This window comes from Roseibium sp. HPY-6 (assembly GCF_040530035.1).
Lineage (GTDB): Bacteria > Pseudomonadota > Alphaproteobacteria > Rhizobiales > Stappiaceae > Roseibium.
Window position 1 is genome coordinate 1,471,846 of the sequence record NZ_JBEWCD010000001.1, and the last position, 20,969, is coordinate 1,492,814.

Annotated in this window: 17 protein-coding genes and 1 tRNA gene; 7 read left to right on the forward strand and 11 right to left on the reverse strand. The window is 56.4% G+C overall.

From position 1 onward, the window contains the following. Nucleotides 1-439 precede the first annotated feature (439 nt). A complete protein-coding gene (locus ABVF61_RS07005) occupies nucleotides 440-1,069 on the reverse strand; it encodes a hypothetical protein (RefSeq protein ID WP_353992799.1) in 630 nt (209 codons plus the stop codon). Between the two features lie 363 nt (nucleotides 1,070-1,432). Here ABVF61_RS07005 and ABVF61_RS07010 point away from each other — a divergent pair, with 363 nt between their 5' ends. After that, nucleotides 1,433-1,834, forward strand: coding sequence for a nuclear transport factor 2 family protein (locus ABVF61_RS07010; protein ID WP_353992800.1), 402 nt, complete (start codon nucleotides 1,433-1,435; stop codon nucleotides 1,832-1,834). Nucleotides 1,835-1,886: 52 nt separating this feature from the next. Here the strand turns inward: ABVF61_RS07010 and flhA are convergent, their stop codons facing one another. The 9 genes from flhA to ABVF61_RS07055 form a co-directional block, all read right to left on the reverse strand. Next, nucleotides 1,887-4,070 (reverse strand): flagellar biosynthesis protein FlhA, encoded by a 2,184-nt coding sequence (gene flhA, locus ABVF61_RS07015; protein ID WP_353992801.1) that lies wholly within the window; start codon nucleotides 4,068-4,070, stop codon nucleotides 1,887-1,889. A 73-nt stretch (nucleotides 4,071-4,143) separates the two neighbouring features. Beyond that, a complete protein-coding gene (flbD, locus tag ABVF61_RS07020) occupies nucleotides 4,144-5,496 on the reverse strand; it encodes a sigma-54-dependent transcriptional regulator FlbD (protein ID WP_353992802.1) in 1,353 nt (450 codons plus the stop codon). Between the two features lie 12 nt (nucleotides 5,497-5,508). Continuing rightward, nucleotides 5,509-5,844: a flagellar motor switch protein FliN gene (gene fliN / locus ABVF61_RS07025; RefSeq protein WP_299472710.1), complete on the reverse strand. Its 336-nt coding sequence runs from the start codon at nucleotides 5,842-5,844 to the stop codon at nucleotides 5,509-5,511. Further along, complete coding sequence (locus tag ABVF61_RS07030) at nucleotides 5,841-6,572, reverse strand: FliH/SctL family protein (RefSeq protein ID WP_353992803.1); 732 nt, start codon at nucleotides 6,570-6,572, stop codon at nucleotides 5,841-5,843. Before ABVF61_RS07030 ends, fliN begins: the two co-directional genes overlap by 4 nt. Beyond that, nucleotides 6,572-7,621 (reverse strand): flagellar motor switch protein FliG, encoded by a 1,050-nt coding sequence (fliG, locus tag ABVF61_RS07035; protein ID WP_353992804.1) that lies wholly within the window; start codon nucleotides 7,619-7,621, stop codon nucleotides 6,572-6,574. The genes ABVF61_RS07030 and fliG overlap by 1 nt, the downstream gene beginning before the upstream one ends. Continuing rightward, a complete protein-coding gene (gene fliF, locus ABVF61_RS07040) occupies nucleotides 7,621-9,234 on the reverse strand; it encodes a flagellar basal-body MS-ring/collar protein FliF (RefSeq protein ID WP_353992805.1) in 1,614 nt (537 codons plus the stop codon). Before fliF ends, fliG begins: the two co-directional genes overlap by 1 nt. 306 nt (nucleotides 9,235-9,540) lie before the next feature. Continuing rightward, on the reverse strand, nucleotides 9,541-9,816 hold the full coding sequence (gene sciP, locus ABVF61_RS07045) for a CtrA inhibitor SciP (RefSeq protein ID WP_029065927.1): 276 nt from the start codon (nucleotides 9,814-9,816) through the stop codon (nucleotides 9,541-9,543). 369 nt (nucleotides 9,817-10,185) lie between these two features. After that, complete coding sequence (locus ABVF61_RS07050; RefSeq protein ID WP_353992806.1) at nucleotides 10,186-10,845, reverse strand: flagellar hook assembly protein FlgD; 660 nt, start codon at nucleotides 10,843-10,845, stop codon at nucleotides 10,186-10,188. A 34-nt stretch (nucleotides 10,846-10,879) separates the two neighbouring features. Next, the gene (locus tag ABVF61_RS07055; RefSeq protein WP_353992807.1) at nucleotides 10,880-12,925 is read right to left on the reverse strand and encodes a flagellar hook-length control protein FliK; all 2,046 of its coding nucleotides are present in this window, start codon (nucleotides 12,923-12,925) and stop codon (nucleotides 10,880-10,882) included. A gap of 303 nt (nucleotides 12,926-13,228) precedes the next feature. Here ABVF61_RS07055 and mnmA point away from each other — a divergent pair, with 303 nt between their 5' ends. Continuing rightward, nucleotides 13,229-14,407, forward strand: a complete 1,179-nt coding sequence (gene mnmA / locus ABVF61_RS07060; RefSeq protein ID WP_353992808.1) for a tRNA 2-thiouridine(34) synthase MnmA — start codon at nucleotides 13,229-13,231, stop codon at nucleotides 14,405-14,407. Between the two features lie 113 nt (nucleotides 14,408-14,520). After that, nucleotides 14,521-14,597 (forward strand) — tRNA-Met (locus ABVF61_RS07065). Nucleotides 14,598-14,947: 350 nt separating this feature from the next. Here ABVF61_RS07065 and ABVF61_RS07070 read toward each other — a convergent pair. Further along, nucleotides 14,948-15,661, reverse strand: coding sequence for a response regulator (locus ABVF61_RS07070; protein ID WP_353992809.1), 714 nt, complete (start codon nucleotides 15,659-15,661; stop codon nucleotides 14,948-14,950). 117 nt (nucleotides 15,662-15,778) lie between these two features. Between ABVF61_RS07070 and torC the strand changes: the two genes are divergently transcribed. The 4 genes from torC (at nucleotide 15,779) to ABVF61_RS07090 (ending at nucleotide 20,952) form a co-directional block, all read left to right on the forward strand. Further along, entirely contained in the window at nucleotides 15,779-16,960 is a 1,182-nt protein-coding gene (torC, locus tag ABVF61_RS07075) for a pentaheme c-type cytochrome TorC (RefSeq protein WP_353992810.1), read from the forward strand. Next, nucleotides 16,953-17,582, forward strand: coding sequence for a TorD/DmsD family molecular chaperone (locus ABVF61_RS07080; protein WP_353992811.1), 630 nt, complete (start codon nucleotides 16,953-16,955; stop codon nucleotides 17,580-17,582). The genes torC and ABVF61_RS07080 overlap by 8 nt, the downstream gene beginning before the upstream one ends. 140 nt (nucleotides 17,583-17,722) lie before the next feature. Continuing rightward, on the forward strand, nucleotides 17,723-20,182 hold the full coding sequence (gene torA / locus ABVF61_RS07085; RefSeq protein WP_353992812.1) for a trimethylamine-N-oxide reductase TorA: 2,460 nt from the start codon (nucleotides 17,723-17,725) through the stop codon (nucleotides 20,180-20,182). Nucleotides 20,183-20,397: 215 nt separating this feature from the next. Continuing rightward, nucleotides 20,398-20,952, forward strand: a complete 555-nt coding sequence (locus ABVF61_RS07090; RefSeq protein WP_353992813.1) for a DUF2478 domain-containing protein — start codon at nucleotides 20,398-20,400, stop codon at nucleotides 20,950-20,952. Nucleotides 20,953-20,969: the final 17 nt, after the last annotated feature.

The following is a 20,969-nucleotide window of genomic DNA, read 5'->3' on the forward strand; positions in this document are numbered from 1 at the left end:
CATTCAAGCAAAACCGCAGGGGCTGCAAGGAACAGATATGACCGACTTCGCCTGTTAATTGCTTCGCAGGCTGGCTGTGACGCCTGTTGCAATTGGCGTCCTTGTCTTTGTTGCCCGGGCGGATATCGAGTTCATTTTGTCGTGTGTCACGATCGCTATCCTGACCAGGTGCGATGCCGGAACTATTTGCGATAACAGGAAAAGGCAGTCTTGAGAGATTCTGGTCGCCCCTTCGGTCAGCCAAAAATGGTGATCGTCAGGCCTTTCGGTTAAGCATTCAAATCCACATATATACAGGCTAAAGCGGCTCGCTCTTCCGAGGACTCGTGGCGGATTAGAGAAGGCGCAACGGGAGCACACGGCTTGTCAGCGATACACGTGGCCCAAGTGGCAAAAAGCGGCTCGTAAGCCGCTTTCCTTTCATTTAATACCTGTCTCTTCAGGCCGTCTTCCGGCGGCGAAATCCTGCCAGTCCAAGAACTCCGAGCCCACCGGCCAAAAGCGGCAACGCTGCCGGCAGCGGAACCACTGTTGGCGGCTTGTCCGAGATTTCCACCAGTCCAGTCAAAGTCTCACCCGGATCACCGCTTACCTCGCCCGCAAAGAGAAAGAGCGAGGAACCAACCGCGATCTTGGGATTGAAGATCGCCGTCAGGATGCCTCCGTCGCCAAGCGTAAGGCTGCCTGGCCCGAAGAAGATCCCATCAATGTCGTTCAAAGTCGCGGCAGTTTCATCAACTGTTGTCGTGTCGATCGAACCATTGGTGGGCCCTCCGGACGGTGACGGACCTTGAAACCCTCCCGGGCGTGTTGTTCCCGCCGTAAACAGAAAACTGTCGGCGAAGAAGCGATCGCCGTCCGTCGTCAACAAACCATCGACATCAAGAAAAATAGCATCAAGGTCAAAGCCGGAGTAAATCCCAGTGGATCCCCCAACACCGGAGTTGGAATCGGTCAGCGTGATCGCACTGATTTCTGTCAAACCCAGACCCGTCAGATCTGCTCTGTACATACGCGTTGACGTCGCTGTACCGGAAGTATCAATACCCTGATCGGTAAAGGTTGGCATGACGGATGCGGCCTGCGACGAGACAGACGCTAATAAAATTGCCCAGAAAGATAAGCCGGTATAAATTGTTCGCAACATATCGCAACCTCTTGATTACAAATCATAAAATATTGAATTTTGTCAGACGCAATATAAAATACTAAGAAATTACAAATAAATTGGATCATAACAAAATCCAACTCTACGTTAACCATATGCTGGTGTAATTTTCAAGGTTTCAATCTCAAATAATTACACACCACTACTTTGCTTGATTACTGTCTCGTTGAGTTTTGCACGTAGAATACGGTACACATAACGGCGGTACCGGCACGGTAGCAGACTGAAACCGGGTATAGTTTCGGCTCGCCGTGGGAGGTTCTGATGACAAAAGCCAGTCCGTCAAATATTGAGATCGTCACGTCGTTCATCGAAGCGTTCAATGCCGGCGATCTTCCGGCCATGGCGGAATGCCTTGCCGAGGATCTGGTGGCAGATGTCACGCAGGGCGACGGCAGTACGCGGAAGGTCAACGGCCGCGATGCCTACATGGGCCTCATCGAACAGCTGGACATTCCAACAGTGCAGCCCAAGCTCACGATAAGCCAGATTGCGGAGATAAGCGCGGAACAGGTCATGCTCATGATCGAGGTCAGAGCCTCTCGCAAAGGTCGCAAACTACACAATTTCGCCGCCTATCTCGTCACAGTAAAAAGCCAAAAGATGCAACAGATCTGGATGGTCGAAGCACTGCCTGCCGAAAGCGATGCCTTCTGGTCTGCCTGAAGAGATTGCAGTTGCACATATCAAGAAAGCAAACGCGCAGACGATATTGTCGTTATACCGACCCAACCGTCTTCAGCTTGATGCGCGGATGAACTTCTGCCTGGCTCATGATGGTCGTGTGCGCACGGAAACGTTCAACGATGGAGCGGACGAACGGGCGCGTTTGCGGCGAGGTCAGGAGGACTGGGACTTCACCTTGCTGGGCAGCAGCCTCGAAGGCATCGCGTACCTTGGCCACGAAGTCCTGTAGCTTGCTCGGCTGCATGGCAAGCTGGCGGTCATCGCCCTCGCCCACAATCGATTCAAGGAATGCCTGCTCCCATTGCGGCGAGAGCGCGATCAGCGGCAGATAACCTCCGGGCGCAAGATTGGCAGCACAGATCTGACGGCCGAGCCGCGAGCGTACATGCTCGGCGATCGTATCGGTGTTCCGGGTCATGCCGGTCGCCTCTGAGACGCCTTCCAAAATGGTTCCGAGATCGCGAATGGAAATCCGCTCGTCGAGCAGGGCCTGAAGGACCCTTTGAAGACCCGAGACCGTGATTTGCGAGGGAACAAGATCCTCCACCAGCTTGGCCTGTTCGCCCTGCAGCTCCTTGAGCAACTTCTGCACGTCGCCATAAGTCAGGAGCTCTGAGATATTGGTCTTGATCGTTTCCGTCAGGTGCGTGGAAAGAACCGTTGCCGGGTCGACCACCGTATAGCCGCGCAGCGACGCGTCTTCGCGGTATTGTGCTTCGACCCAGGTTGCCGGGAGCCCGAATGTCGGTTCCGTGGTGTGAGTACCGGGCAGCTTCACCTGGCCACCCGCCGGGTCCATCACCATGAAATGGTTCGGATACAGAATGCCCCTGCCCGCCTCGACTTCCTTTACCTTGATGACATAGTCGTTGGAACCGAGCTGAATGTTGTCGAGAATGCGCACAGGCGGCATGATCACGCCCATGTCGCCCGCAACCTGCCGGCGCAGCGCCTTGATCTGTTCTGTCAGAACGTCGCCGTCGCCCTGCGCCTTGCCGTTGATCAGCGGCAGCAGCGCGTAGCCGAGTTCAATGCGCAACTCATCCATCTTGAGCGCATCAGTGATCGGTGGCTCAGGTGGCGGTTTCGGGGCCGCTTCGACAGCCTTTTTCTGCTCCGCCTTGGCGGCTTCCTGTTTCTTGCCAGCGCTAACTCTGTACGCCAGATAACCTGCAATACCTGCCAGTGCGAGAAACGGCACCATCGGCATGCCAGGCAGCAGCGCCAGGATCACCATCACGGCGGCAGACATGCCGAGCGCTTTCGGATAGCCGGTAAACTGGCTAGCAAGGGCCTTGTCGGCTGCACCATGAACGCCCGCCTTGGACACCAGAAGACCAGCTGCTGTCGAGACGATGAGTGCCGGGATCTGGGACACGAGCCCGTCACCGATCGTCAGGAGCGTGTAGTTGTTTGCAGCTTCCGAGAAGCTGAGATCCATCTGTGCGACACCGATGAAGATCCCGCCGAGAATGTTGATAAAGGTGATGAGAAGACCGGCAATCGCATCGCCGCGCACGAATTTCGAAGCACCGTCCATGGCTCCGAAGAAGGAGCTTTCATCCTCGAGTGCTTTGCGCCGTGCCTTGGCTTCCGCCTCGTCGATGAGCCCGGCGGAAAGATCCGCGTCGATCGCCATCTGCTTGCCCGGCATGGCGTCAAGGGTAAAGCGCGCGGCAACTTCCGCAATACGGCCGGAGCCCTTGGTGATAACGATGAAGTTCACGATCACCAGAATAGCAAAGACGATGATCCCGATGACGAAATTGCCGCCCATGACAAGATTGCCGAACGACTGAATGACATTTCCGGCCGCTGCCGTGCCTTCATGGCCATTGGACAGGATCAGGCGTGTCGAGGCGATGTTGAGCCCGAGCCGCAGCATTGTCGCGATCAGAAGCACGGTCGGAAAGGACGAAAACTCAAGCGGCTTTTGAATGAACAGCCCCGTCATGAGGATCATGACGGAAAAGATGATTGATACCGCCAGAAACGTGTCCAGCATCATCGGCGGCATCGGGAGAATGAGCAACGTCAGGATGACGAGAATGCCGGTGGCCAGACCGACATCGCCCTTGCGCAGGGTATCGATAAGCTCCTGAAGGCCTGGCAGACCCGAAAGGCTTACACCCGGCTGCTCACCTGCTGCCGGCCCCGGTTGTTTCGGTGCCGGGTCCGGTGTCCCGTTCTGTCCGCCTGCTGCCGTGTCCGACATTCTGATTTCCGGTTCTTCAAGGGCGCTCTAAAGACCTACAAACGCACCCGGGTCTGACTGATTTTACGCGTCTTCAAGCGCGGGCTTCTCCCGGTCCGGGAACGCTAATCCCTTCATCGGTATACTGATTCAGCTTGTTGCGCAGCGTTCGGATGGAAATTCCCAGAATTTTCGCTGCGTGCGTTCTATTTCCAAGGCAATGGTCCAGCGTATCGAGAATGAGGTCCCGCTCCACATCGGCCACCGTACGTCCGACAAATGAGCGTGTAACCGCTTCTGCCGTCTGGGCAGCGCGCTCGGCCGGGCCGCCGGAGATGGCAAGCGGCGAGCCGTCAGGCATCCGGATCGCCTCAACACCGATCTCCGCACCTGAAGCGAGCAGGATCGCCCTGTGCATGGTGTTTTCAAGTTCACGGACGTTGCCCTGCCAGGGATTGGACATCAGAGCCTGACGGGCATCCGGTGACAGCGGACGCTGCGGAACACCGTTGGCCTCGGAGTAGTGCTTGATGAAGAACTGGGCGAGTTCCATGATATCGGCAGGTCGTTCGCGCAGCGCCGGCAGCTTGAGGTTGACAACATTCAAGCGGAACAGAAGGTCCTCCCGGAACTGTCCCTGCCGGACGCTGTCGGCAAGATCCCGGTTTGATGTCGCCAGGATCCTGATATTCACGGCAACCGGGCGAGTGCCGCCGACCCTGTCAATCACGCGCTCCTGAATTGCGCGCAGCAGCTTTGCCTGCAGCCGGACATCCATCTCGGAGATCTCGTCGAGGAGCAACGTTCCGCCGTCTGCCTCCTCGAACTTGCCGATCCGGCGCGCAACGGCGCCGGTAAATGCACCCTTCTCATGTCCGAACAATTCGGATTCAAGGAGGTGCTCGGGGATCGCTGCGCAGTTGATCGAGATAAACGGCTTCGATGCGCGATTGGAACACTTGTGCACATGCCGTGCGATCACTTCCTTGCCCGTGCCAGATTCACCCGTAATCAGGACCGACGCCTCTGACGGCGCGACCTGCTCGGCAAGCTTCACGACAGTCGCCATCGCCTCGTCGCGGTAAATCAGATCACCGCGCTCCTGGGCGACCGCCTGCAGCACCGCCGCGATCATTTCGGGGTCGGGCGGCAGCGGGATATATTCCTTTGCGCCGGCTCTGATCGCCGACACCGCTGCCTGCGCATCGGTTTCAACGCCGCAAGCCACCACGGGAACATGCACCCGCTCGTTCTGAAGCTTGCCGATAAGACCGGCAATATCCAGGTGGACTTCCACCATGAGCAGATCGGCACCGCGACCGGACCGCAGAACTTTCAGCGCCCCTTCGACATCGTCCGCATGGGTGACCTGGGCGCCGCCCTGCATTGCGATCTTCGATGCGGTTGTGAGTTGCCCACCAAGTGTTCCGACAATTAAAAGGCGCATCTGATCCCTTCCTTACCGGTCCGTCTTGATGATTTCAGTCATGGTCACGCCCAGCTTGTCCTCCACCAGGACGACTTCGCCGCGTGCCACGAGCCGGTCATTCACGTAGATATCAATCGCCTCACCGACTTTCCGGTCGAGTTCCAGGACCGTGCCGGAAGCGAGTTTCAACAGTTCCGAAACGTGCATCCTGGAATGTCCAAGCACGGCAGAAATCCTGACCGGCACATCGAATACGGCTTCAAGATCCGCCGCAGAATCCGGTGAATGTGTGTCTTCCTCTTCGAGACTGCGCTGCGGCGCTTCCAGCTCATCGAGAGGAATGTTTGTGTCTTGTTCGTCGCTCATACGTCAGGTTCCTTCTTCGCCGACGCGTCGGACACGGTGCCGCGCGTTTCTTCGCGGCGTGCGCGCAGATACGCGCGAATGCTCGTGTCTATTTCGTTTTCAAGGGCCTTGCGGTCGCGCTTGATGCCGCCGTCCGCCCACTCGATATGGCAGTCTCCCCGCCCGATGTCGGGCTCGCCCAGAATGACGAGCCGGCCATCAAAACCCTTTTCAAGGACAATAGGATCGACCCTAGCCTTCAACGCCTCGACGTCCTTTTCAGCAATCCTGATCACCAGGTGCGGTGCTTTTCTGAGCGGCCCAAGGCATTCGGAAACCAAGGCAACTGTCTCCGCCAGCGGCTGACGCGCAATCAAGTGAGCACACAAGCGTCTGGCGACCAGAAAGGCGAGGCTGACCGCATCGTTTTCCTGCTTTACCAACTGTTCATCCAGCGTCTCGACCACTTGCCCGACCACATCCACAAGCCGGTCGACCTCCGTGGTCAAAAGCGTCTCTTGCTTTGTCAGATGGTCCTGCTGCGCCTGTATGCGTCCTTCTTCAAAGGCCTTGGCTTTGGCGTCCGCCAGCAGTTTCTCATGGTCGGCCAGCGGGATCATCGGAATTTCCGGTTCAGGCGGCAAAACCTCTTCCGGCTCCTCCGGCGCGGAAAAGTCCATGTTGAACAGAAACTTCGACGGGTTGGTCATGCTGCCCATTCTGCTGTCGTTACCTGCCGGTTGAACCATTAGTAGATGATTTCCTCGTCACCCTTGGACTTGGAGATCATGATTTCGCCTTTTGCAGCCAGGTCCTTGGCTTTGTTCACCATTCCCGTCTGCGCCTCATCAACGTCACGCAAACGCACCGGTCCAAGCGCATCCATGTCATCTTCCAGCAACTTGGCCGCACGCGACGACATGTTGCCGAAGAAGAAGCCACGTGCCGTATCCGTCGATCCCTTGAGCGCGATGGCAAGCTGATCCTTCTCCACATGGCGTAGCAGGGTCTGACAGCTTGCCGCATCCAGCTTCAGGAGGTCGTCGAAGGTGAACATCAATGTCTTGATACGGTCTGCTGCCTCGCGGTTGTCCTCTTCGAGCGCGGCCAGAAAACGTGCCTCCGTCTGACGGTCGAAATTGTTGAAGATATCGGCCATCATTTCGTGGCTGTCCCGGCGCGACGTGTTTGTAAGGTTGGACATAAACTCGACCCTGAGTGTCTGCTCCACCTTCTCCAGGACCTCCTTTTGAACGGCGTCCATGCGCAACATGCGGCTGACGACCTCCAGCGCGAGCTCTTCGGGGAGAATGCCAAGGACACGCGCAGCGTGATCGGAGTTGATCTTGGACAGAACCACGGCAACGGTCTGCGGGTATTCGTTCTTCAGATAGTTCGCAAGAACATTCTCCTGAACATTGGAGAGTTTTTCCCACATGTTACGACCGGCCGGACCACGGATTTCTTCCATGATGACCGACACTTTGTCTCCAGGAAGAAAGTTTGCCAGCAGCCGCTCCGTTGCATCCACATTGCCTGTCAACGCGCCTCTGGAGCTGACCCTACGAACGAAATCCTTGAAAAGATTCTCAAGCATGTTCGGTGTCACCGGGCCAAGATTTGCCATCGCTGCCGAGACCTGGCGAACCTCGATCTCGTCGAGCTTTTCCCAGATTGGGGATCCGTGAGATTCTCCCAGTGCCAGCAACAGAACCGCTGCCCGTTCCGCGCCCTTTAGCTCACGGTCTTCCTCGTCTGCACTGATCGTGAGGTGCTGTTGAAGTTGGTCGCTCGCCATCAGGCCGCCTGCTCATCCAGCCAACCGCGAACGATTGTCACGGCTTCGGTCGGATGATCCTTGATCATGTCACCCACTTTTGCGATCGAACTTGCCTGCATGGCTCCTTCCTGACGTGCCTGCTCCAGCCATTCGATCACGAATTCATCTTCCTCTTTCTCGTCATTGGGGACGTCCGTGTCCGCCACAAGCGTGCCGTCAGGCCCGATCATGAGTTCCTGAGGCTGTTTTTCTTCCGGCGTAACGATCCGGCGGAGCAGCGGGCGAACCACGAAGAGCAAGAGGAGGATCGTGATCAGGAACAGGACACCGAGCTCTGCAAAGCGAATAATGTCGTCGCGCGTGAATTCGAACAGACCGTCCCCTTCGGCGAGAAGGTCGTCTGGCGGCGGCAGCGCAAATTGAAGATTGACGACTTCGACGAGATCGCCTCGGTTCTGGTCGAACCCGACGGCTGAGCGCACCAAAACCGCAATTCTGTCGAGCGTTTCCTGAGCACGCGGCGTGTAGACGGTGTTTCCGTTTCCGTCAGGTTCGTAGGTTCCATCCACGAGAACGGCAACGGAAAGGCGACGGACCTGCCCGGCCTCCACGACCTCGGTCCGCGTGGAGCGGGAGATTTCGTAGTTGACCACTTCTTCCGTCAGCGAGGCCGTGTCGCGTCCGTCCTGATCCTGCTGCGCCTGGGCGTTCGGAAGCTCGTTCGCGGCTGTAACCTGACCGTTCCGGCTTACAGAAGAAGTTGCCTCTTCCTTGGTCTGGGTTGAACGGACGACCTGCCCTTCCGGATCGAACGTTTCGGTCGTTTCCGTCAGTCGGTTGAAATCGACCTCCGCATTGACGCGCACACGGGCCCGGCCCGGCCCGACGATCGAATTGAGAATTTCCTCAATCTGATTGCGCAAGCGGCTTTCAATGGCGACTGTGCGCTCCTGAAGCGACGTTGAAACCATGTCCTCATCGCTGGCACCCGCGCCCGAAGCAAGAAGCCGACCGCTTTCATCGACGATTGACACGCGATCGGGCTCCAGCCCCTCCACGGCTGTTGCCACGAGGTGCTGAACCGCACGAATTTCGCCCGGGCCGAGCGCGCCCCTGACATTCAGGACAATTGATGCCGAAGGGGGACGCCGATCGCGCTGAAAAAGTTGCCGCTCGGGGATCACAAGGTGGACACGCGCAGCCCGGATACGATCAAGAGAGCCGATCGTGCGCGACAACTCGCCTTCCATGGCACGCAGATGATTTATGTTCTGGACAAAACTGGTCGCGCCAAGTGTATCGCTGCGATCAAATATCTCGTAACCGATCGATCCGCCGGTCGGCAGGCCTTCGGCGGCAAGCTGCATACGCAGGCGGGCAACCTGCTCTTTGGGCACCAGAATGGTCGCCCCCTGGCGCGAGAGCTGGAACTGGACCCCCTGGCTCTCGAGCTGGGTGACGATTGCTGCAGAGTCTTCAAGCGTAAGTTCGTTATAGAGCGTTGTCAGTTGCGGGGCGGTGACGCGCAGAATAATGAACGCAAACACGCCGACAAGGATCGCCGCAACAGCGCCCATGGCGGCAATTCGTGCCGCTCCAAGTGTCTTTATGAATTCAATTATGCCGCTCACGAATGCCCGCCCGCATCTGAAACATGTCTAAGCCGTTATTGTTGGAGTCGGCCTGACACGCCACACCCTCGATGGGCAAAATTTGCCGCCCGGACGGTTAACAACTGGTTAACACACCCGTTTAGATTTAGAGAGAATGGCCAGTTTCCGGGCTTTTTACGATTGCAAATCGCAACTGAAGTGGGGAAAAACTGCCTAGTTCATTAATTTTTGGATAAACCCGAATGGCAAATCATAAAATAAAAAGGCCGGCATAGCCGACCTTGTAGAGTGCGTTTCGCATTTATAAAGCGATGGCGTAAACGCTCAGCCTCTATATTGCTGAATGCGCGTGGCCCTGAGGCCGGCAAGCCCATGTTTTTCGATAGAACTCTGCCAGGAGAGAAACTCCTCCACTGTCAGGGTGTATCTCTGGCAGGCCTCTTCCAGCGACAATAGACCACCACGAACTGCGGCGACCACTTCTGCCTTGCGGCGGATCACCCACCGCTTCGTCGATGTCGGTGGCAGGTCTGCAATAGTAAGCGGACTACCATCCGGGCCGATGACATATTTTACACGCGAACGAATCTGTTCGGTCATTGTACTCTCACACTAACCATGACCAAGGTGAGTTGAGACTACAGGACGACGCTTAACAAACGCCTAAAGCAAAATTGTGTTTTTATTAACTATAAAATCCAAATTTAATGAATGATAATTAGGAAGTATCAAAGAATAACCATAAGAGTATTAACATTAATATATGGTCTTGTTAACCATAGTTACTCTCTCGCGCATTTTGCAACGCAATTCGGCGCAACAGCGGACAACACCGCTCGCGGCCGTAAGACATTTCGGAAGAAAATTTGCCTGCGAAGAAAGAGACACTGCCGCACACCATGCGGCAATTGCGGTCCGGCACGGTCAAGTGTTGCGCAGATGGCGGATGTAGCGAGGTTCTGGCTGCGCTCAGGCTGGAGCGGAAACAGATGTGACGCTGGACACCGGAAATTTCTGGCCGCCTACGTTCAGGATAACCTCGCTGCCCGACAGATCGACGCTGTCCACGAGGCCTTTCGTCTCTGTTCTGACAGTCTCACGGCTGCTCGACGCATCTTTCACGTCAAACGAAATCGTATAGAGACCGTCCGGCGCTTCCCCGCCGGCGGTCAGTTGGCCATTCCACGTGATCGTTCCGCTGCCGGCTTTCAGGTTGGCCTCGCCGGTATAAACAAGCGCGCCGCTGGAATTCCTGATTTCGTAGGTCCCTGTCGCGCTATCGCTCAATTCGTAGTTCCAGCTCGCCTGGCTACCGGAAAGCGTTGTCGTCGATGCGTCCGCGGTCACTTCATTGCCAATATAGCCGACATAGCTCATGCTCATGTTGCTGTTGAGCGACGCAATGATTTGTTCAAGGTTCTGGTTTTGCTGAATTGACTGCTCAACGTTGGAGTATTGAACCAGCTGATTGGTATATTCGGCAGAATCCATCGGATCGAGCGGATCCTGGTTCTGTATCTGGGTGGTCAAAATACTCAGAAACAGCTCGTAGTTCGCGATAAGCCCGGACTGGCTGGCCGAACTGCTGCTCTGTGCCGTCGCGCTCGTGCTCGAAGAAACAGTGTTCACGTCATACTCCCCGGATGGCTTTCCATCCCGCTTGTCATATCTTCAGATCCAAACCGCCGGCACGACCGGCAAGCGTCATCTGGACGGTGTTTTCCAAATCTGCAACGCTTTCATCCGGCTCTTCGCCATCCTGCGGCTGCCCCGCGTCGGCGGATTGCTCGGACTGGCCATCACCGGAGGCGAACTCACGACCGCCATCCTGCTTCAGCGAGAATTGCAGGTTCTCAGAATCCGCGCTCAGACCGGCCGCCTCAAGCGCACGCTCGAGCCCGCGCTGGTCACGCAGGAACATGTCCAGCGTTTCAGGTCTTTCCACGATCAGGTGGGCGTGAACGCCGCCGTCGGCACCAACGCGCATGTTTACGTCGACACGTCCGAGTTCAGGCGGATCGAAGCGCATCTGGAAGCGCGTCTGGCCGTTCTTGAGGTTGCGCACTATTTCGGCTGCGACCTGCATGGAGACCTGGCCGGATTGTGCCTGGCCGGGCACCTGAAGGCTCTCGGTTCTCATCGCACCCGAGATTTCACCGCCACGTATGGTCGCTGCAAATTCTCCCGACGCACCGCCGTCCAACGGTTGCTGAATCAGGGCGAGCTCTTCGGCACTGATTTGTGCGGCCAGGAATGCGTTCGCAGCGGGTGCGGGCTCAACCCCGGCCGCGGGCCTGATTTCCGGCGCAGCTGCAGCGCCAACACGTGCTGCGGCGTCGAGCTGTTTGGTTCCTGGTGCGCTGTCAGAGGTCTTTTCGCCCGCTCCGGCGGAAGGGGACGTCTTGACTGCCAGATCCTTCGTGCTCTGTGTCAAGGGCTCAGGACTGAAGGCATCCCCTTCGCTTGACACAACAGCTTCCGGTGCCAGCGGGGATGAGCCTCCCTCAAGCGGCAAACTGTTAGAAGACTGGGCTGCAGCCCGGACAACAACAGTTCCCGGGACTGTCTTGGCAGCCGCCTCGGCAACTTCCGGCTCAGCACCGACAGGCGCACTGGCCGGACCGCGCCCGGACACCAGATCACCTTGAGGCGGAACAGATGCCGCGACCGGCTTCGGCGCAGCTACACCTTGCTCATTTGCTTGTGGCGCTGCCTGCGGAACGGAAAGTGAAGCGTCAACTTGTGGCCCGGCAGGTAAAACTCCTGCCCCCTCAGGTGCGCCCTTGACGGACAATGCCACCGGGTCCGGTGATGGCAAAACCTGCCGGCTCACGTTTTGTACCGGCGCCCGCAAGGCCTCAGGCAATTCATTTTGCCATCTGCGCCCTGTACGCACCTCACTTTCCACGCCCGCTTCATTTTGGAACGGCGCTTTAGCTACTGGCTGCTCTTCCACACCTGCTGCGTCAGCCGACGGGGAAACCTCAGGTGTCGGCACTACATCAGGAGAAAGCGCTTTGGGCGCATCGGCCGCTATCGGTTGAACGACACCGGTCGCCGCCCGAGGCTGTAATGCGGTCGTATCCGGATTACCACCTTTCGCTGGCACCGGCTGGGATGAAGTCACCTCAACCGGACCCTTGGCTTGGTTACTCTGCTGGATGCCGGCGCCTGGCACAGTTCCGCTGGAGACTGAGGCTATGGGTACGTCAGGCGAATTCACATCCGCCGTACCCGATGCCGGCACAGACCCGCCGGCAAGAGGATCATTCGCTGCCTTTGGCTGGCTGGCAGTCGGAGCGACCGGCAAGGGCACACCCTCCGGTGCACTTCCTTGGCCGCCCGGAATGCCGGGCTGCGGCTCAATACCCTCTGCGGGCTCGGCCACTTGCGCTTCACCATTGCCGGCAAGAACCAACCCCGAAGCCATGGGGGATGCTACAATATCCGATGGGATCGAAAAGAGGCCCGCAGCTTCGTCCCCGCCCGGAGGATCAACCGTTTCGGCGCCCGAAAGCGTTTGCATAAGTTCGGTCAGTTCAGCCTCAAAACCGGCTGACGCACCTGAACCATTCGCAGGCCCACCTGCAGGCGCAGCCAGACCTTTCAGGCCACCAGTCCCGGCAGCCAGAGCACCAGCCGATACATCCGTCAAAAATCCAAATGGCAGCAAAATCGCCCCCGAGATCAAAGCCTGGTCATCAGGCACATTTCGTCGCGATGAGGAAAGCAAGCATCAGGCCAGTTTCAAAAACCAGAATAAGCATCTGTTTTTTATTCACTTTTGAAAGATATCACCGTCCAGGTCGGCACCTTGGGGCGGCAAGGATTGCCGGTCCGGCAAAGCATGCCTGCCACCCATGGATAGCAATTGGCATTAAGGGGACATATCTGTATAGTGCCGCAACTTTGAAAAGGCAGGGGATTGGCGCGCCGCGCTGAAAGCGGCGCAACCGGTTGATCGCATATGAGATCCGGCGCCGCCCTGCAGTGATTTCTGGAAGTGTTGAGAATGCGAAACAGTCTTGATCTGCCCGGTCGCCCGGAGGACACGCGCGTCGTCGTTGCCATGTCGGGTGGCGTCGACAGTTCTGTCGTCGCGGCCCTGATGAAGGCGGAAGGTTATGATGTCATCGGCGTAACGCTGCAGCTCTATGACCACGGTGCAGCTGTTGCGAAGGCGAAGTCCTGCTGCGCCGGCGTCGACATTCACGATGCCCGCCGCGCGGCCGAGAAAATCGGCATACCGCATTACGTACTGGACTACGAGAGCCGGTTCAAGGAACAGGTCATGGACCGGTTCGCGGACAGTTACATTGCAGGCGAAACGCCAATACCCTGCGTCTCCTGCAACCAGACAGTCAAGTTTACCGATCTTTTGAAGACCGCAAGGGATCTCGGCGCAGATGCGCTCGCCACCGGCCACTATGTGCGCTCCGCCCCAAGCGGCAACAAGCGGGCACTCTACCGCCCCGCGGACCTTGATCGGGATCAGAGCTATTTTCTCTTCGCCACCACGCAGGAACAGCTCGATTTCGTCCGCTTTCCCCTCGGTGGCATGCCCAAGGCGCAGGTCCGGGAACTTGCAGCCGAATTCGGCCTGTCCGTTGCAAACAAGCCGGACAGCCAGGACATCTGCTTTGTGCCCGACGGCGACTATGCGGCGGTGATCCGCAAACTGCGTCCGAACGCTGCGGAGTCTGGTGAGATCGTGCATATGGATGGCCGCGTCCTTGGCGAGCATGAAGGCATTATTCACTTTACGATCGGACAGCGCCGCGGCATCGGGGTTGCAACGGGAGAGCCGCTTTATGTCGTGCGCCTTGACGCCAACGAACGCCGCGTGATTGTCGGACCGCGCGAAGCTCTCGCGACGAGGACAATTCTGCTCCGTGAGATGAATTGGATCGGTGATCAGCCCCTCGATGAGGGCGATGAGGTCGAACTCTTTGCGAAGGTACGCTCGACGCGCCCGCCAGCGCCTGCGATGCTGCGCATCCTGAACGGCAAAGGCTTTGTGGATCTCGCAAGCGGTGAAACCGGTGTTGCACCGGGTCAGGCCTGCGTGTTCTTCGACAGTGACGACGAAAATGCGCGCGTACTGGGCGGCGGCTGGATCGACAAAACGGAAAGATCCGGAACGTGGCAGGTCGATTTTCCACACGTCCAGGTACCGGTTTCCGCGGCCTGATGGCCGGAAAAAGATATTGCGGGCAACAGGCAAAATCTGCGCTTGACGCCTGTCCACCGCCTCACTATAAGCAGCCCACGTCGCGCGGGCGTCCTAACGTTCTGCGCCTGGATGGCGGAGTAGCTCAGCTGGTTAGAGCAGCGGAATCATAATCCGCGTGTCGGGGGTTCAAGTCCCTCCTCCGCTACCAATTTTTCCGGCATGAATTCAAAAGTCTAGCAGAAAGCTTCGGTCGCTTTTGCGTAGTGTCTTGTTGCATGGCTTTGCGACAGAGCTCTGCTGAATTCCGCCAATTTCAAAATGAGCACGGCTACTCCATGCAACATGCATGTGACATGAAGCTCACAAAGTATGAACTCGCTTGTCGGGAGAAAGCTTGCAAAATCGATAGGTTCGTTTCCCTTGAATAACCAAGGCGGGCGGCAAGCGGACTGGTTGGTTATGTACTCTGATGTGCTCCCGCTAAATGCCCCCGATTTGGGTTAGAGTTTTCCGCGACGATTTTCCTGGCTGGGAAGGAGCGGAATTGATGAACGCAACTCAAGTGTCGGCATGTCCTGCAAACACATAGCCTACGCCATGCACAGTTATGATTTGTGTTGGCGATTTCGGATCTGCTTCTATCTTGCCGCGCAACCGTCCAATCAAGACATCAACCGTACGGTCATAGGGCTGCCAGTCTCGATCAGCGAGACAATCCAACAGTTGATCGCGCTGAAGAACGCGGCCAGGGCGATGGGCCAAAAAGCTCAGTAGTTCAAACTCGCCCCGCGTTAAGTGTACTTTTTCTCCCTTTGGAGAAACAAGACTGCGAGCCCCGCGATCCAATACCCAGCCGTTGAACTCCTGGATCTCCGATTTCTCGGCCAAGGGTGCTTGTTGTCTCGATGCCCGGCGCAGAATGTTTTTCGCGCGAACAAGCAACTCCCTTAGATTCACAGGCTTGTCCAGATAATCATCTGCACCAAATTCCAATGCGACAATGTGATCTACGTCTTCAGTGCGTGCGCTCACAACAATTACCGGGAGATCGGAACTGATCCTCAGTTCGCGCAAGAGGGTCAGACCATCTTTGCCTGGCAATCTGATGTCGAGCACAACAAGGTCGATAAGATGGCTCTTGAGTTCGCGCTCCATCCCAACGCTGTCTGTGGCGCGTAAGACGCGATAACCCTCAACTTCAAAATAGCCCGCCATTGCTTCGAGGCTGGTTGGATCATCTTCCACGACCAGGATTTTCTGTACACGTTTCATTGAATCGCTCGGCTTCGTTTACAAGCTGTTTACAAACTTTTACCAACGGTTCAAACACTAAGGGAACCCCATTTACAGCCGCCGTCTAACTTTTTCATAGCGACGGAGGCTTTCACGATGATCAAACGTGTTTGGAAACGGTTCTGGGGACCTGCCGGAGCTGTGTCCCTGGGTGCTCTTACAATAGGCAGCTTTACAGCCGGCATTATTTTCTGGGGCGGTTTCAACACCGCAATGGAATACACAAATGAGATGGAATTCTGCATCTCCTGCCACGAGATGCGCGTCAACGTTTATGAAGAATATAAACAGTCGCCTCACTTTGTGAATGCATCAGGTGTCGGTGCGACATGTGCTGACTGTCATGTACCGAAGGAATGGGTTCCTAAGGTTATCCGAAAGGTAAAGGCGACAAAGGAGCTCTACGGGCACTTTGTAACTCGCGTAATAGACACGCCGGAAAAATTCGAAGCGCACCGCGCCGAAATGGCTCAGCGGGTCTGGGCAACCATGGAAGCAAACGACTCGCTTGAGTGCCGCAATTGCCATGACGAATCACATATGGATTTTGCCTTGCAAAAACCAGAAGCGGCCAAACAAATGCAAGCGGGCTTTGAGCGCGGTGATACCTGCATCGATTGCCACAAAGGTATCGCACACAAGATGCCGGATCTGTCACAAGGTTACCGCAAAAAGTTCGAAGATCTTCAAGCATTTGCGTCTAAGCTCGATCAAGACGGTGATGCTCTTTATCCTTTGAAGACCGTCCCGCTCTATGCAGAAGCAGCGGACGCAACTTCCGGTGAGAATGCAATCGGTCAGGTGCTGGCTGCGACGCATATGAAAGTACTTGATCGGGACAACGGCGCTGCCAAAGTCTCAATCGAAGGTTGGCAACAGGATGGAGTTGCCCAGGTCGTCTACGCTTTGCGCGGACAGCGCATCTTTGAAGCCACCCTGAAAAAGTCTGAAGTCGGCCGAGTAGAAACGCATACGACCGAAACTGATCCTGACACCGAACTGGTCTGGCACAAAGTTAGCGTCGATGGATGGGTTGCACCTGAGTCTCTCGTTCCGGATGTGGATCAGATTTGGGAATACACATCCGAAATGTATTCCGCCAGCTGTGCCACCTGCCATTCGAAACCTGATCCCGGTCATACCTTGGCCAACCAATGGATCGGTGTCCTGAAATCCATGAAGCGCTTCACGACGCTGGACAAGGAAGAATACCGCATCCTTCAAAAATACCTGCAGCTCAATGCCAAAGACACAGGCGGAGCAAAGCATCATGACTGAACATCTGGAAACACTATCGCGCGGGATTGCATATCGCTGGCTGGCACAGTTCTTTCTGTGCCCCCCCGCCCTGGAGACCTACTGCAATCCGGAAGGACAAGCCTTCCTGTCCTCCTGCAAGACACTTCCTGAGCTCGCACCTTGTGCCCGGCTATTGGAAGACATGACAGCGCCCACAACCGATCTGGAAGCGGCACAAGCCCGCCTGACCCGCGCTCATAACAAAGCTTTTGCTGTTGGCAGCTCCTTGTCCGCCCCGCTCTACGCGTCGGTTTATCTCAGCGAACGAGGCCTGCTTTTCCAGCAGCCCGCCAGGGACATGAACAGGCTTCTCGCCAAGCTTGGTCTTTCGGTACCTGGAACGCTGAACGAGCCACCAGATCATCTGGGCATTCAGTTGCAAGTTGCGGCGGAGCTCTGTGACCGGGCCTTATCAGGTAATCCTTGCCCGGTCACAGCTGCCCACTTTCTCGGCGATTACGTGCTCACCTGGCTGCCGCATCTGCTGGAACGCTGCGCAACACAGAAGGAGGCGACGCTGATTGTTCCCTTTGTCCGGGCGGCACTTTCGCTCGCGCAATCGGATGCCGCATTGGCAAGCGACCGCAAACAAGCCGTTTGACGTCAACGCCAAGGCCTTTCCGGTATCCCGAAACTCCAAACTGCTGGTCAGTCTCGAAACAACCCGCATAACACATACCGAAATCGAAACTGACGTCCGTTTGGCCCATGCATCTCGTTCACACGAAATTGGAGACTGTGATGTCCATTGACAAAACGAAGACAATCTCAAGGCGTTCGTTGCTTAAAGGCGCGACCGCACTGGGTGCTTTCAGTGCCTTTGCACCAGCATTACTTCGCGCTGGCGCTGCTCAGGCGGCCGAGTCAGGCGAAGTTTTGACGGGGTCGCACTGGGGCGCTTTCAACGCCAGCGTCGAAGAAGGTATCTGGACGAAAATCACCCCATGGGACCAAGACCCTCATCCATCGGCCATGCTGGAAGGGGTCATGGACAGCGTCTATTCGCCTTCCCGCATAAAATATCCAATGGTTCGCAAAGCCTATCTAGACGGTGGTCCTGGTGCCAATCCTGAAGACCGCGGCAGCGAAGACTTCGTGCGCGTCAGCTGGGATCAAGCACTTGAGCTTGTTACCAATGAATTGAAACGGGTCAGCGAAACCTATGGTCCGACCGGTGTCTTTGCCGGCTCATACGGCTGGAAAAGCTCCGGCAAACTGCACAACTGCCAGAACCTGCTACGCCGTGCACTGAACGTCGGGCTGGAAGGCAAGTTCGTGAACAGTTCCGGAGACTACTCGACCGGTGCGAGCCAGATCATCATGCCGCATGTTATGGGCACGCTTGAGGTTTACGAACAACAAACCGTTTGGCCCGTGGTGGTTGAAAGCACAGATGTCCTGGTATTCTGGGCAGCCGACCCCATCAAGACCAACCAGATCGGCTGGACCGTCGCCGACCACGACAGCTATCCATATCTGGAAGAGTTCAAGAAGACAGGCAAGAAGGTCATCGTCATTGACCCGGTTCGGACAGAAACTGCGAAGTTCTTCGACGCTGAAGTGATTCAGATCCGCCCGCATACCGACGTTGCGATGATGCTGGGTATCGCCCATGCACTTTACAGCGACAACCTGCATGACCAGGACTTCCTGGACGAGTACACGGCCGGTTTTGAAAAATTCCTGCCTTACTTGACCGGCGAAAGCGACGGCGTCCCCAAAACACCCGAATGGGCGGCGGAGATCTGCGAAGTTCCGGCTGAAAAGATTGTGGAACTGGCAAAACTATTTGCTGAAAACCGCACAATGCTGAGCTCCGGTTGGTCCATTCAGCGGCAGCATCATGGTGAGCAATCTCACTGGATGCTTGTCACATTGGCTTCGATGCTTGGTCAAATCGGCCTGCCCGGTGGCGGTTTTGGTCTCAGCTATCACTATGCCAATGGAGGCTCTCCCTCGGCCGACTCGGTCGTCCTGCCCGGCATCTCCGATGGCGGTGCGGCGGTTGAAGGCGCTGCATGGTTGACTGAAGCAGGTGCAGCTTCCATTCCGGTCAGCCGGATTGTGGAAATGCTGGAACGGCCCGGTGAAGACTTCGACTTCAACGGTACGCGCACAAAACTGCCAGAAGTCAAAATGGTGTACTGGACAGGCGGCAACCCGTTTGCTCACCACCAGGACCGCAACCGCATGATCAAAGCCTGGCAGACTTTGGAAACTGTAGTGGTTCAGGATTTCCAATGGACAGCGACAGCCCGGTTTGCAGACATCGTGTTGCCGGCCACCACGTCTTACGAACGCAACGACATCGAGCACATCGGGGACTATTCCCTAAAGGCAATCCTTGCGATGAAGAAGGTTGTTGATCCGGTCTTCGAAGCCCGGAGCGACTTCGACATCTTCGCCGAAATTGCCGACCGGCTCGGCGCCGGTGACGCTTTCACTGAAGGCAAGGACGAAATGTCGTGGATCAAGGGCTTTTATGAAGAGGCCCGTAAGCAGGGTCCCGGAAAAGGCATCGAAGTGCCGACGTTCGACGAGTTCTGGGATGCTGGTGTGGTTGTCTTCGATGTGCCTGACAGCGCGAAGCAGTTCGTCCGCTATGCCGACTATCGGGAGGACCCGCTGCTTGAGCCGCTGGGGACCCCAACGGGCAAGATCGAGATCTTCTCGCGCAACATCGAGAAGATGGGATATGACGACTGCGGACCGCACCCGATGTGGATGGAGCCCGTCGAAAGACTTGGTGGGGAAGGTCAGTTTCCGCTTCACATAAATTCAGCGCATCCTCAAGATCGTCTCCACTCACAGCTTTGCGGCACGAAAATACGTGACGGCTATACCGTCGCTGGACGTGAACCATGTGTGATCAACACCGAGGACGCGGCTGAGCGTGGGATCGTGGACGGCGACGTAGTCCGCGTCTTCAATGATCGCGGTCAGCTTCTGGCCGGGGCCATCGTCTCTGATGACATTCGTCCAGGCGTGCTGCGCATTTATGAAGGTGGCTGGTACGACCCGGTTCCCGGTGGTGAAGTCGGTGCACTTGACGCCTATGGCGATGTCAACTGCCTGACCGTCGGCAATGGTACCTCCAAGCTTGCGCAAGGCAATTGCGGTCACACCGGTCTGGCCGATGTCGAGAAATTTACAGGCGACCTGCCGGCCGTGAATGTGTTCGAGGCACCAAACGAAAGCTGAGCTAAATGAACGTGAGACGTGCCCACTTGGGCGCGTCTCATTCAAGCCGATAACGCTCGCGCCTCGTGTGTCGAAGGTTTTGAGTTCGAGACAGTGGATGTTCACGAACCCCATAAACTGGTTCCTAAAGAACAACCTTCGCAACAAACAACTGCCTGCGGCCTCCTGACAAAGCATTCGGAACGACCTGACTAAAAGGACTGAAAGGAAGCTAGATGTTCAACGTTCGTATCCAGGTTCCCCCACTAACCGCGTTGATCCGCAAAAAGGGTGATCAGGCTGACCCTCTGCTTCTAGACGCTGCACACAGACTTGTGTCTTCAGGTCGGAACGTGGTCGGAGTCATTCAAGAACGCGTAGCCTGTGCCGATTCATGCTGCGATGACTTTTACTTACGAGATCTGCGCACCGGAGAAAGCATACATATTTCTCAACAGCTTGGGAGCGGATCACGGGGATGCCGCTTGAACTACGAACGGCTCGCTGATGCTTTGGTCAATGTAAAACAACAGCTTAATGAACCCGCTGACGCACTAATCCTGAATAGATTTGGATACAGTGAGAGCCAGGGCGGTGGCTTAAGACCCCTGATTGAAGCTGCATTCGAATTTGAAGTGCCCGTTTTGTTGGCGGTGAACCCGACCTATCAACAAGCTTGGCGAGACTATGCGGGTATGTATTCATCCGACTTGCCGGCAAACAGGCATTCCGTAGAACACTGGTTGGAATTGGTCTTGCAAACCGCGTCTTCAAGACGGGCAACCGCGTAATAGCGGAGGCAGGTGAG